The organism is Comamonas aquatilis (assembly GCF_965139575.1).
GTDB classification, from domain to species: domain Bacteria; phylum Pseudomonadota; class Gammaproteobacteria; order Burkholderiales; family Burkholderiaceae_C; genus Comamonas; species Comamonas aquatilis.
On the sequence record NZ_CBCSIW010000006.1, the window covers coordinates 199,678 to 211,963 of the forward strand.

Sequence of the window (12,286 nt, forward strand, 5' to 3'; positions counted from 1 at the left end):
TCGATGAAAAATAGCAAACACCGGGCAGTCCATGGCTAGAGGTCGCGCCCCCGGATATGACGATCAGCGCACCATGATTTTGCAGCGCGCAGCCGAGCTGTTTGCCCAGCGCGGCTACCCGGCCACCAGCATGAATGAGGTGGCCCAGGCCTGTGGCTTGTCCAAGCCCAGCATCTACCACTACTTCCAGGACAAATATGCGCTGCTGCTGCAGATCTGCGACGGCCATGTCTCGCGTCTGCATGCCCTGGTGCAGGAGGTGCAGCAGCAGGATTTTCCCGCCGAGCTGCGCTTGCGCACGCTGATCGAGCGCTTTGTGCAGGAGTACGCCCATGCCAAGGAGGCGCACCGGGTGCTGACCGAGGATGTGCGGTTTCTTGAAAGCGAAGATCAGCAGCGGGTGCTGGACAAGGAGCGTGCCGTGGTGGCGGGCTTTAGCGAGACCGTGGCCCAGATACGACCCGATGCCGACCAGGCCGGGATTTCCAAGGCCTTGACCATGCTGCTGTTTGGCATGATGAACTGGATGTTCACCTGGCTCAAACCCGGTGGAGCGCTGGACCATACCGGTATTGCCCCCGTCGTTGCGGACTTGTTCATGGGGGGAATCCATGCCGTACAAACCCCAGCCACGGAGGTCGAAAAAAAGCTGGTGCAAAAGTAGTTGTCAAGGTAAATTTCATCGCCTTGAGTGCGCCAGATACAAACACTTTAAAAGCGGGAACGGCCAGTTGATAGGACGCGGTCTGATTCCCGATGGAGTGGCAAGAGTGATTTTTGTGTGAACAACTAATCGAGGAGACAGACATGAAGAGCTTTACCAAACTGGGCCTGTTGGCGGCGGCATTGGCAACTGCATGGGGTACGGCTCAGGCCGATATCACCGTGGGGGTGGTGGTTTCGGCGACCGGTCCTGCGGCATCGCTGGGCATTCCAGAGAAAAACAGCGTGGCTCTCATGCCCCAGACCATGGGCGGACAAAAGGTCAACTACATCATTCTGGATGACGCCTCGGACACCACGGCTGCCGTGGCCAATACGCGCAAGCTGATCAGCGAAAGCAAGGCCGACATCATCATCGGCTCCAGCACCACGCCCAATTCCCTGGCCATGATCGACGTGGTGGCCGAAGGCAAGACGCCTATGGTGACGCTGGGCGCTTCGGCCCGAATTATCTCGCCCATGGACGACAAGAAGAAGTGGGTCTTCAAGACACCGCAGAACGACAGCATGATGGCCGGCGCCATTGCCGATCACATGGGCAAAAGCGGCATCAAGACGGTTGGTTTCATCGGCTTCAACGACGCCTATGGCGAAGGCTGGTTGCAGGAATTCAAGAAAGCTGCCGAAGCCAAGGGCATGAAGCTGGTGGCCACCGAAGCGTTTTCGCGCAGCGACACCTCGGTCACCGGCCAGGCCTTGAAGATCATGGCCGCCAAGCCCGATGCGGTGCTGGTTGCGGGTTCGGGCACACCTGCGGCCTTGCCCGAGAAAACGCTCAAGGAGCGTGGCTACAAAGGCAAGTACTACCAGACCCATGGCGTGGCGAATGCCGACTTTCTGCGCGTAGGCGGCAAGGATGTGGAGAACACGCTGCTGCCCGCCGGTCCGGTGCTGGTAGCCCATCAGCTGCCCGATGCCCATCCGGTGAAGAAGTCTGCCGTGGCCTATGTGGATGCTTACGAGGCCAAGTACGGCAAGGGCTCGGCTGCCACCTTTGGCGCCCATGCCTGGGATGCAGGCAAGGTGCTGGAAGCTGCCGTCCCTGCCGCGCTGAAGAAGGCGCAGCCGGGAACTGTGGAGTTCCGTACCGCTTTGCGTGATGCGCTGGAGAGCACCAAGGATGTGGCCGGCGCCCATGGCGTTTTCAGCATGTCACCTACCGATCACCTGGGCATACAGCATGGCGTGGTCATGGTGAAGATCGAAAACGGCAGCTGGAAATACCAGCCCTGAGCTTGATTCCGCCTGAAACACCGGCACTGTCCTGAAGTCGCTGGCACATGGCCGGCGCTTCGGGGCAGGGCCGGCTGCAGGCTGCTTTCGCGAAAGTGTCGAATATGGATTTGCAGATTGCCTTGCTGCTCGGGCAGGACGGCATAGTCAACGGCGCCATCTATGGGCTGCTGGCTGTGGCTCTGGTGCTTGTTTTCTCCGTAACCCGCGTCATCTTCATTCCCCAGGGCGAGTTCGTGTCATTTGGCGCGCTGACCCTGGCCATGATGCAGACCGGGCGTTTGCCGACCACCTTGTGGCTGCTGGTGGCGCTGGCTGCCATGGTGCTGGTGCTGGATATCCTGCGGGCCCGTGCAGGTCGCGAAGTGAGCTGGTCGGCCTCGATTTTCTGGACGGTGATTGCGCCCTGCATTGCCTTTGCCCTGGCCTGGGGTCTGCGCCCTTCGTCGCTGATTTTGCAAGCCATTACGACGCTGGCCATCATCACGCCCATGGGACCGCTGATGTACCGCCTGGTCTATCGCCCTCTGGCCAATGCAACGGTGTTGAGCCTGCTCATTGTTTCCGTAGCAATGCACGGCGTTCTGGTGGGCCTGGGCCTGGTTTTCTTTGGTGCTGAAGGTTCGCGCACTCCGGCGTTCTCCGAGGCCCAGTTTCAGCTGGGCGATATAGGTATCTCCGGCCAGTCGCTGGTGGTGGTCGGCACGGCCATCTGCCTGGTGCTGGCGCTGTTTGTGTTCTTCGGCCGTTCCATGGTGGGCAAGGCCTTGCGCGCCACGGCCATCAATCGCGTGGGAGCGCGTCTGATGGGCATTCCCGCCGGTCTGGCGGGTGATGTCAGCTTTGCACTGGCCGCCTTGATCGGTGCGGTCTCCGGTCTGCTGATCGCCCCCATCACCACCGTGTATTACGACACCGGATTTTTGATGGGCCTCAAAGGCTTTGTGGCCGCCATTGTGGCGGGCCTGGCCAGCTACCCGCTGGCCCTGGCCGGGGCCTTGCTGGTGGGGCTGTTGGAAGCTTTCTCTTCATTCTGGGCCAGCGCATACAAGGAAGTTCTGGTGTTCACTCTGATCATTCCCGTGCTGTGGTGGCGTTCACGCAGCAGTCACCATGTGGAGGAAGAAGAATGAGCGCGCCTCTCACTTCTCAAACAGCGCAGGCCAAGCCAGCCGAGCCTGCGGCTACGCCCGCGCGCCGTGGCTTCGTCAGCACCCGTGCGCTGACGCTGATGGCCGTCGCTCTGCTGGCCGTGTCCTGGGGCTTTCTGCCGGATTTCACGGTGGTGATACTGAGCTATATCGGCCTGTATTCCATCGTTGCAGCTGGTCTGGTCATGCTCACCGGCGTGGGCGGCATGACCTCGTTTGGTCAGGCCGCTTTTGTGGGCATAGGCGCTTATGCCACGGCCTGGGTGGGCACTTCGCCCGTGGCCACCCAGGCGCTGGGTGCTCTTGTCGGAACCAACGGCCTGCCCTGGGTGGGCTTGCTGCTGGGTTTGCTCATCACGTTTGTGGTGGCCTGGTTTCTGGGTGCGGTCACGGTCAAGCTGCAAGGGCATTACCTGCCGCTGTGCACGATTGCCTGGGGCCTGAGCCTGTACTACCTGTTCGGCAATATGGAATTTCTGGGCGGCCAGACGGGCATCACCAGCGTTCCGGCCATCAAGTTCGGCAGCCTGTCGCTGGAGTCGCCACGCGCCATGGGCGTGGTGATCTGGATCGTGCTGCTGGTGGCCTTGTGGCTGCTGCACAACCTGCTCGATTCGCGTGAGGGCCGCGCTATCCGCTCGCTCAAGGGCGGGCAGATCATGGCGGAATCCATGGGCATCCACACCGCGCGCCACCGGGTCAAACTGTTTGTGCTGGCGGCTTTGCTGGCCACGCTGTCGGGCTGGCTTTATGCGCACATGCAGCGCTTTGTGAGTCCCGCGCCCTTCAACCTCAATATCGGCATTGAATACCTGTTCATGGCGGTGGTCGGTGGTGCCGGCCATCTCTGGGGCGCAGTGCTGGGTGCGACGGTCATCACCTTGCTCAAGGAAAAGCTGCAGGACATACTGCCCGCGCTGCTGGGCACCAACGGCAACTTTGAAGTCATTGTTTTTGGCTTGTTGATGGTGCTGGTGCTGCAGCGCTTTGCCGAAGGGCTGTGGCCTACGCTGCAGCGCATGGCTTCGCGCTGGGTCTACCAGCCGCAAGCGGCGCTGCCCGCTGCCGTCAAACCACTGGATCAGCATGCGCTGCCGCCTGCCGGTACGGTGCTGCTGGCCGCAGAGCATGTGACCAAGCGCTTTGGCGGTCTGGTGGCGAACAACGACGTGTCCATGACGCTCAAGGCCGGTGAAGTCCATGCCTTGATCGGCCCTAACGGTGCGGGCAAGAGCACCTTCTTCAACATGATCTCGGGCGTGGATTCGGCCACCGAAGGGCAGGTGCAGCTCATGGGCAAGACCATGGGCCATGCGCCATCGCGTGCTTTTGCGGCGCTGGGCCTGGGACGCACCTTCCAGCATGTGCGCCTGCTGGGACAGCGTAGCGTGCTGGAGAACGTGGCACTGGGCGCGCATCAGCGCGCACACAAAGGCTGGCTGGCCTCTATGCTGCGCATGGACAGGGCCGAAGAAGCCGCTCTGCTGGACGAAGCCCGCCAGCAGATAGAGCGCTGCGGCCTGGCGGCTTTTGCCCATGTGCCGGCGGCGTCTCTGGCGCTGGGTCAGCAGCGGATTGTGGAGATTGCCCGTGCCCTGGCCGGCCAGCCGGCCGCGCTGCTGCTCGATGAGCCGGCCGCCGGCTTGCGCCACCTGGAAAAGCAGGCGCTGGCCGATTTGCTGCGCCAGCTGCGGGCCCAGGGGCTGGGCATTCTGGTGGTGGAGCACGATATGGAGTTTGTGATGAATCTGGCCGACCGCATCACCGTGTTGGAGTTCGGTACCGTGATTGCGGCCGGATCGCCTGCCGAGATTCAGTCCAATCAGCGGGTGCTCGATGCCTATCTGGGTGGCGGCGATGACAATGAGGAGAGTGCAGCATGAGTGAAAAGAATCTGTTGCAGCTGCGCGGCTTCAGCGTCTCCTATGGCCCGGTGGAGGCGATCCATCAGGTGGATCTGGATGTGCGCGCCGGGGAAATCGTCACCGTCATCGGCCCCAATGGGGCTGGCAAGACCACGCTGCTGTCTGCGGCCATGGGCTTGCTGCCCTCCAAGGGGGAAGTCCGCTTTGACGAGGCGCGCATTGCACGCCCATCGGTGGAAGCCATGGTGGCGCGCGGTGTCAGCCTGGTGCCGGAAAAGCGCGAGCTGTTTGGCGAAATGTCGGTGGAAGACAATCTGCTGCTGGGCGGCTTTTCGCTGTGGCGCAAAGGCCAGCGCGATCAGAGCCAGCGCATGGAGGAGGTGTTTTCCATCTTCCCGCGCCTCAAGGAAAGGCGGGCTCAAATGGCTTCCACGCTCTCGGGCGGCGAGCGGCAGATGCTGGCCATAGGCCGGGCGCTGATGGCCAAACCGCGTTTGCTCATGCTCGATGAGCCTTCTCTGGGTCTGGCGCCCTTGATCGTGCGAGAGGTGTTGCAAGTGGTGGCCAGCCTGCGCAACCATGGTGTCTCGGTGCTGCTGGTGGAGCAGAACGCCCGCGCGGCACTCAAGGTGGCCGATCGCGCCTATGTGCTGGAGATGGGCGCGGTGGCGCTCACGGGTGCTGCACGAGACTTGCTCAACGATAGACGCATCATCGATACCTATCTGGGCATGGGCAACAAGGCGCAGGCCGTGGCCTGAGTCCGGGCTTGCAGGCCGCCTCGAAAGCAGCTGTTCGCAGCTGCTTTTTTCATGTCTGTCATGCAACCGTCATGCAACTGTCGCAAGCGCTTCATCTGTGTTTTCCACAATAGCGACACGCAGGCATACCGTGTGGCACAGGCAGGCCGCCAACTGCGTCCAACACAGAGAGGAAAGCAGATATGAGGCATCCTGACGTATTTGAAGCGCTGAACCCTCAGGTCATCAGAGCGCCCCGGTCGCCAATTGCTCCGCTTTCCTCTCAAACCGCGCCGCCAGCAGCGCCCTTGCGACTGAATGTGCGCTGGGCCAGACACCAGGATGAAGTGCGTCAGGTCCAGCGTCTGCGCTACCAGGTGTTTGCCGAAGAAATGGGCGCGCTGCTGCAGACGCCGCTGGCCGGTCACGACATCGATGTCTTTGATGATTTCTGCGAACACCTGATGGTCTGTGACGAAGTGCAGGGCAAGGTGATAGGCACTTATCGTTTACTCACTCCCACCCAGGCGATTCGAGCCGGCGGCCTGTACAGTGATCAGGAGTTTGAGCTCGCAGCCATCGATGCCCTGCGCCCGAATATGGTGGAGCTGGGACGTAGCTGTGTCCATGCCGAGCATCGCCAGGGCGGCGTCATTCTGGCCCTGTGGGGTGCTCTGGCCGAATTCATGCAGGGCAATCAGCTGGAAACCATGGTGGGCTGCGCCAGCATTCCCATGCAGTACCCGGGTCTGGCCCACGGCGAAGGGCCGGCACGCATCTGGCAGCAGCTGCGCCAGACGCATCTGGCCGAAGCGCAGTTTCAGGTGCAGCCGCGCGTGGCTTTGCCCGAGCAGCTGGCCCATGCCAGCGATGTGTCTGCCAGCGATCTCAAGGTAGAACCTCCGGCGCTGATTCAGGGCTATTTGCGCACGGGCGCCAAGGTGCTGGGTGCTCCGGCCTGGGATAGCGACTTCAACACTGCCGATCTGCCCATCATGATGCGTATGCAGGATCTGCCATCGCGCTACCGACGCCTGTTTGGCCGACGCAGCTAAGGCGCATTTCTTGCGGCTTTCCCGCTGCATGCCGGTGGTGCTTGCATTTTGATTTATGCAAAAAATGCTGTTAATGCCTTTGATTTAAAAGGTTTGTAGCTATTTATTTTGATGAGACTTGAGCGCTGCTCTCCTACTCGACCAAGTTGCAGCTGATGACCGGCCTGGGCCTTGGACTCCGACGAGATGCTGGCCCAAAGCAGGGCAAAGTGAGGTGACTGGCCGGCTCAGATGCAGATCTGACGGCTTGTTTATCGAAGCAAAGGAGTGGCTTATGAAGAAGGAACAGATCACCGGTCGTGTGGATCAGGCCAAGGGAGCGATCAAGGAGGCTGCAGGCAAACTGACCGGCAACACCAAGCTGGAAGTGGAAGGCAAGCTGGAAAAAGCCACGGGCAAGGCCGAAGCCAAGGTGGCCGATCTGGCTAACGCTGCGGAAAAATCGTTCAAGAAATAAGCGCTCGCCCAGCCATGGGCGAATGTCGCCAGTGAACGAAAAAGAGCGGGTGCAAAACACCCGCTCTTTGCATTGAGCGCTTAGAACGTGTTTACGACCTCTACGCAGCCGCGTTGAGGCGCAATCGGGATGAGCTCGAAGCGATGTGGAGCAGCTTGCACCGGGGTGCAAGCAAACCGCAGCGCGAAGAGATCGCCCGATTTCGCCTCAACCCTTCGGGCCAGTGCCTTTGCGGTATCGCGCCTAGCATCCCATCCCGCAAAGATACTAGCGCGGCGCCGAGGAGATCGTAAACACGTTCTTAACCAGTCCTTGCGCATGCGCGCAGGATAGGCTTGTTGTGTCAGGCGTGGGCCTTGGGCTCTTCCAGGTTTTCGGCCAGCAGACCCAGGGCCGAGAAGCCCATGGCCAGCATGGTGAACACATAGGCGGCTGTGGCCAGGCCCAGGCTCAGGCTGTAGCCCCAGCGCAGCAGCGTGCAGGCCCATTCGGCTTTGCTGTACATGGCCATGCATTGGCTGGATGCCGGCATGTGCACATACCAGGTGACGGCCATCAGCATCAGTGCGGCAATGGTCAGCGCGCAGCTCAGTCCGAAGGCCGGTGCCTTGTGCATGCCCAGCAGGAGCACGGCCGGAACGGCTGCTCCCCAGACAAACATCATCAGCCAGCTGGCAATGGGCACTTGAGCCAGCGCGTGTTGCAGCCAAAGCATTTTGGGCAGCTCGTTGATGGCCGCCAGCGCATCCCAGACAAAGGGCAGAACCAGACCGGCCACCGCCAGACTGGCCAGAACCAGTGCCATCAGCAGACTGCGGTTGCGTGGCGAGGGATGTAGATGAAGCGCATGCATGATTCACCTCCTGGCTGGGATGGAGATGTACAGCTGCGCTCTTTGCACAGGACACGGCAGCTGCACAACTCTGCTCCGTGGAAAGGTCCGCAGAGCGATTTCAGTCTAGGACTTTTGCCGTGGCTGCGCCATAGGGTAGGGCACGGTCCGCATGAAAAAGGGAGCGACGAATCGCTCCCTTGGGCCGGGCTGTAGTGGCAGCCTACAGGCTTTTCAGCGCATCCAGCACTTCGCTCTTGCTCAGCAGCTCGGTCATCACCAGGGGGGATTTCCCCGGGGCGTACAGCGCATAGACCGGCACGCCGCTGCGGCCCAGAGCTTGCAAGGCCTGGGTGATGGCCGGGTCCTGCCGCGTCCAGTCGGCGCGCAGCAATTGCACCTTGCGGGCATCGAAAGCGGCCAGCACTTCGGCATTGTTCAGCGTGGTGCGCTTGTTGACCTGGCAAGTCACGCACCATGCGGCGGTGAAATCCACAAACACTGGCTGGCCGGCGGCCTGCAAGGCTTGCAGCTTGTCGGCAGACCAGGGCTGCCAGCGCTCGCCCGCCTGAGCCTGCACGCTGGCTGCTTGCGTGGTGATCAGCGGCACGGCCTGGTAGGCAATGACCGCGCTCAGCAGCAGGGCGGCGATGCCGAGTGCGACGCGGCTTTTGCCGCTGAGGTTGAGCGCCCAGATCAGCGCGGCCAGCGCCAGTAGCAGGGCCAGCAAGGCTGCGGCAGCATCCATGCCGCTTTGGTGGCCCAGCACCCAGACCAGCCAGATCACCGTGGCAAACATGGGGAAGGCCATGGCCCGGCGGAAGGTCTCCATCCACGGGCCGGGGCGGGGCAACCAGCCCAAGACGGCGGGCACAAAGCTGGCCAGCACATAGGGCAGGGCCATGCCCACACCGAGGGCGGCAAACACCATCAAGGCCTGGGCAGGCGGCATATCAATCGCAAAGCCAAGGGAGGCACCCATGAAGGGGGCGGTGCAGGGCGATGCAATGGCCACGGCCAGCACGCCGGACAAGAATGAATCGAGCACCGGATTGCGCGCCTGGGCGCTGGCCCAGCTGCTGGGCAGCATGCGACCAAACTCAAACAGGCCGGCCAGATTCAGGCCCAGCAGGGTAAACAGGCCTGCCAGCAGCGCCACGACCACCGGCGACTGCAGCTGAAAGCCCCAGCCCAGTTGCTGGCCGGCAGCGCGCAGGCCCAGCAGCAGGGCGCCCAGCACCATAAAGGACAGAACTACGCCCAGGGCATAGGTCATGCCACCCAGGCGCTGTGCGCGGCGATTTTGGCCGTGGCCTGCAAAGCCCAGCACCTTGATGGCCAGCACCGGGAAAACGCAGGGCATGAGGTTGAGGATCAGCCCGCCAATCAGACCGCCGAGCAGGGCGGCCCACAGGCTGGCCGAATTGCCGGCCGAGCTGCCGGCTGTGGTGGCCGGCTGGGCCGCGCTCTTGTTGGCTTCCAGAGCGGCTGCCAGCGCCGGAGAGACGGTTGCCAGCGTGGCTGGTGTCCATTGGCCTGCAACGGCCAGCTCGCTGCGCCAGGCCACGGGCTGGCCTTGATCTTGAGCGGCGGCGCGCTTTTCAGGCGACAAGGCCAGTACAACTGCCAGCTGCTGGGGCGTGTCGCCACGCATATCGGACAGGGGTAGGTTCTCGGCCACCCAGACCGCGCCATCCCAGCGCTGTGTCCAGTCCTTGCCGGCTTCGGCCGCATGCTTGAAGGTGTCGCCGTTTTCGGGGTAGAACTCCAGTGTCTGGCCTTGGAGGCTGGCAGGCAGGCCGGGCACGCGCAGGCTGATGCGGTCATCACGCAGCACATTGCCGGTGCCTGGGCTTTGTGCCTCGGGCTGGACCTGGGCCTGGCCGGCTTGTTTCAGCAACCGGGGCTGCGCCAGCTGGGCTTTGACAAACGCATCGCCATGGCTGGCGGTACTGCCTTGCACGGCAATGGGCAGCTGAAAGCTGCCGCTCTCCGGAATGCACTCCACGCGGCACACCAGCCAGCTGGCATTGAGTTGCACCTCCACCATGCCCGAGGCCGGGGCCTTGAAATCATCGGCCACCGTGACCGGAACGGGCAGCAGCACCATGCCTTCATAGCCGTAGTTGACCAGAGGACCTACGCGCAGAGCATGGGGTGTGGGCCAGTCGATGGCACCGGCCGTAAGGCCTGCGGGCAGCTGCCACTGCAGCTCCGTGGGCAGGCCGGAATCGCCAGCGTTCTTCCAGTAGGTGTGCCAGTCGGGCTGGTGCTCTATCTTCAGACCCAGCCAGAAGGTCTGGCCGGCGGTAATTCCATCCGGCACCTGGGCCACCAGCTCGGCGCGCACGCGCGGCGTCTGCACCACGGGCGATGCGGCGCCGGCGACAGCGGCGGAGAGATGGCTGTTTTTAAGAGTAATTTCGGCTCTGGCGCTTGTGGATAAAGCGCTGGCAGCTATCAAAAAAAAGACTGACAGCCACAGGAGCAGCGCAGAGTCCGCTAGGCGGCGATGGGGGAAGAGGGAGTGCATGGCGTTATATAGGAGCGCAGGCCTGCATTTTGGTTCCATCGCCGGCCTGCCGTGCACCGAGGTGATTAGGGCTAGCCTGGCCGGGCCGACCGGCTATCTGCTCTTGTCGCTTGCTGCCGTCTCCACAGCCTCTATGGCTTCAGCCTGGGTGGCCACGGGGCAGGGCGGCAGGCCGGCCACTTCGGCGGGCATGGCAATGCGCTCGCAAGGCCCCGATTGCGCCAGCAAGGCATTGCTGTCCACCGGGGCAGCGGCTTCCGCATCTTCCTGCTCCGGCGTTTGTTCCTCGGCTTTGGCTGCAGCGGCCGGCAGCATGCGTGCCTTGCGCCAGTTGCCCCAGCGGTAATAGGCCAGGATCATCAGCACCGAAGCCAGCGAGCTGATGGGAAAGCTCCACCAGATGGCATCCGCGCCCAGTGCACCTTGCAGGCCCTTGGCCACGGGCACGCGTATGCCCCACATGGCGATAGCCAGAATGATCAGTGGCGGCATGACCGCCCCTGTGGAACGCACCACGCCCGAGAGCACAAAGGTGACGCCAAAGAACAGGAACGAGCCTATGGCGATATGGTTGAGATGGCGGGCCACCTCCAGCGAAGGGCTGCCCAGGGGCAGAAACCAGCCCAGCACAAAGCGGTCCAGCAGCACGATGAGGGCGATCAGGCCGCCGGTCAGCAGCACATTGACCAGCATGCCGGCGCGGGCCGTGGCGTCCACCCGCTTCCACAGGCCAGCGCCCACGTTCTGGGCGGCCATGGTGGAGCAGGCTGCGCCAATCGCCATGGCCGGCATTTGCACATAGGTCCACAGCTGCAGGGCGGCGCTATAGGCCGAGGCGGTGGTGACGCCATAGGCATTGACCATGGAAATCATTGCGATCATGGCCATGGAAATCATCACCAGCTGCACACCCATGGGCAGGCCCTTGGTGATGAGGGTGCGGATGATGGCCAGATCCGGCTTGAACAGGCCTAGCTGACGCCGCCCAATCCACAGCGGGTGGCGGCGGGTACGCAGCCAGATCAGCAGAGCCGCAAAACTCAGGCCGTTGGCAATCAGCGTGGCCACGGCCGAGCCCTTGATGCCCAGGGCCGGCACCGGCCCCCAGCCGAAGATGAACAGCGGGTTGAGTGCCATGTCCAGCGCCACCACGATCAGCAAAAACCAGAACGGTGTTTTGGTGTCCCCCGCGCCGCGCAGCACGGCAGTGACGAAGGTGAACATGAACAGCAGGGGAATGGCCAGAAAAATGATTTGCAGATAGGCCTCGGCCAGATGCAGGGCCTCCTCGGGCGTGCCCATCCACTGCATGAGCTTGCGCGACAGCGGCACGCCCAGCAGGGCGATCAGCAGCGAGACAAAGCCGAAAAACGTGGCACTGCTGCCCAGCACGCGCTTGGCCTGGCCGAGCTTCTTGGCCCCCATGGCCTGGGCCACCAGAATATTGCTGGCCATGCTGATGCCGAATACCGCGCCAATCAGCGCAAACATCACATTGTTGGCATTGGCCGTTGCGGTCAGCGCGGCTTCTCCCAGATGGCCGCCCACCCAGACGGCATTGACCGAGCCATTGAGCGACTGCAGCACATTGCCCGCCAGAATCGGCAGGGAGAACACCATCAGCGTGCTGGCGATGGGGCCCTGGGTCAGGTCTCGGGTGGGTGATTTGGTCGAGGGTTTGGCGGAGGGTTTGGTGG

At 62.5% G+C, this 12,286-nt stretch carries 10 protein-coding genes; 7 read left to right on the top strand and 3 right to left on the bottom strand.

The window, feature by feature from the left end:
• Positions 1-31: 31 nt before the first annotated feature.
• From ACNAZA_RS10625 to ACNAZA_RS10655, 7 genes are all read left to right on the top strand, one after another.
• On the top strand, positions 32-664 hold the full coding sequence (locus tag ACNAZA_RS10625) for a TetR/AcrR family transcriptional regulator (RefSeq protein ID WP_415796543.1): 633 nt from the start codon (positions 32-34) through the stop codon (positions 662-664).
• A gap of 143 nt (positions 665-807) precedes the next feature.
• On the top strand, positions 808-1,956 hold the full coding sequence (locus ACNAZA_RS10630; protein WP_415796544.1) for an ABC transporter substrate-binding protein: 1,149 nt from the start codon (positions 808-810) through the stop codon (positions 1,954-1,956).
• 104 nt (positions 1,957-2,060) lie between these two features.
• Positions 2,061-3,089, top strand: a complete 1,029-nt coding sequence (locus ACNAZA_RS10635; protein WP_415796545.1) for a branched-chain amino acid ABC transporter permease — start codon at positions 2,061-2,063, stop codon at positions 3,087-3,089.
• A complete protein-coding gene (locus ACNAZA_RS10640; RefSeq protein WP_415796546.1) occupies positions 3,086-4,990 on the top strand; it encodes a branched-chain amino acid ABC transporter ATP-binding protein/permease in 1,905 nt (634 codons plus the stop codon). Before ACNAZA_RS10635 ends, ACNAZA_RS10640 begins: the two co-directional genes overlap by 4 nt.
• Complete coding sequence (locus ACNAZA_RS10645) at positions 4,987-5,733, top strand: ABC transporter ATP-binding protein (protein WP_415796547.1); 747 nt, start codon at positions 4,987-4,989, stop codon at positions 5,731-5,733. Before ACNAZA_RS10640 ends, ACNAZA_RS10645 begins: the two co-directional genes overlap by 4 nt.
• Positions 5,734-5,915: 182 nt before the next feature.
• The gene (locus tag ACNAZA_RS10650; protein WP_415796548.1) at positions 5,916-6,767 is read left to right on the top strand and encodes a GNAT family N-acetyltransferase; all 852 of its coding nucleotides are present in this window, start codon (positions 5,916-5,918) and stop codon (positions 6,765-6,767) included.
• Between the two features lie 274 nt (positions 6,768-7,041).
• Positions 7,042-7,224, top strand: coding sequence for a CsbD family protein (locus ACNAZA_RS10655; RefSeq protein WP_120966066.1), 183 nt, complete (start codon positions 7,042-7,044; stop codon positions 7,222-7,224).
• 343 nt (positions 7,225-7,567) lie between these two features.
• On the opposite strand, the gene ACNAZA_RS10660 is transcribed toward ACNAZA_RS10655, so the two are convergent.
• From ACNAZA_RS10660 to ACNAZA_RS10670, 3 genes are all read right to left on the bottom strand, one after another.
• Positions 7,568-8,077 (bottom strand): hypothetical protein, encoded by a 510-nt coding sequence (locus ACNAZA_RS10660; protein WP_415796549.1) that lies wholly within the window; start codon positions 8,075-8,077, stop codon positions 7,568-7,570.
• Positions 8,078-8,279: 202 nt separating this feature from the next.
• The gene (locus tag ACNAZA_RS10665) at positions 8,280-10,589 is read right to left on the bottom strand and encodes a protein-disulfide reductase DsbD family protein (protein WP_415796550.1); all 2,310 of its coding nucleotides are present in this window, start codon (positions 10,587-10,589) and stop codon (positions 8,280-8,282) included.
• Positions 10,590-10,682: 93 nt separating this feature from the next.
• The gene (locus tag ACNAZA_RS10670) at positions 10,683-12,239 is read right to left on the bottom strand and encodes an MATE family efflux transporter (RefSeq protein ID WP_415796562.1); all 1,557 of its coding nucleotides are present in this window, start codon (positions 12,237-12,239) and stop codon (positions 10,683-10,685) included.
• Between the last annotated feature and the right edge of the window lie 47 nt (positions 12,240-12,286).

Coding starts and splice junctions, on each gene's coding strand:
- ACNAZA_RS10625 (WP_415796543.1), top strand. CDS start 32: ATGGCTAGAGGTCGCGCCCCCGGATATGACGATCAGCGCACCATGATT.
- ACNAZA_RS10630 (WP_415796544.1), top strand. CDS start 808: ATGAAGAGCTTTACCAAACTGGGCCTGTTGGCGGCGGCATTGGCAACT.
- ACNAZA_RS10635 (WP_415796545.1), top strand. CDS start 2,061: ATGGATTTGCAGATTGCCTTGCTGCTCGGGCAGGACGGCATAGTCAAC.
- ACNAZA_RS10640 (WP_415796546.1), top strand. CDS start 3,086: ATGAGCGCGCCTCTCACTTCTCAAACAGCGCAGGCCAAGCCAGCCGAG.
- ACNAZA_RS10645 (WP_415796547.1), top strand. CDS start 4,987: ATGAGTGAAAAGAATCTGTTGCAGCTGCGCGGCTTCAGCGTCTCCTAT.
- ACNAZA_RS10650 (WP_415796548.1), top strand. CDS start 5,916: ATGAGGCATCCTGACGTATTTGAAGCGCTGAACCCTCAGGTCATCAGA.
- ACNAZA_RS10655 (WP_120966066.1), top strand. CDS start 7,042: ATGAAGAAGGAACAGATCACCGGTCGTGTGGATCAGGCCAAGGGAGCG.
- ACNAZA_RS10660 (WP_415796549.1), bottom strand. CDS start 8,077: ATGCATGCGCTTCATCTACATCCCTCGCCACGCAACCGCAGTCTGCTG.
- ACNAZA_RS10665 (WP_415796550.1), bottom strand. CDS start 10,589: ATGCACTCCCTCTTCCCCCATCGCCGCCTAGCGGACTCTGCGCTGCTC.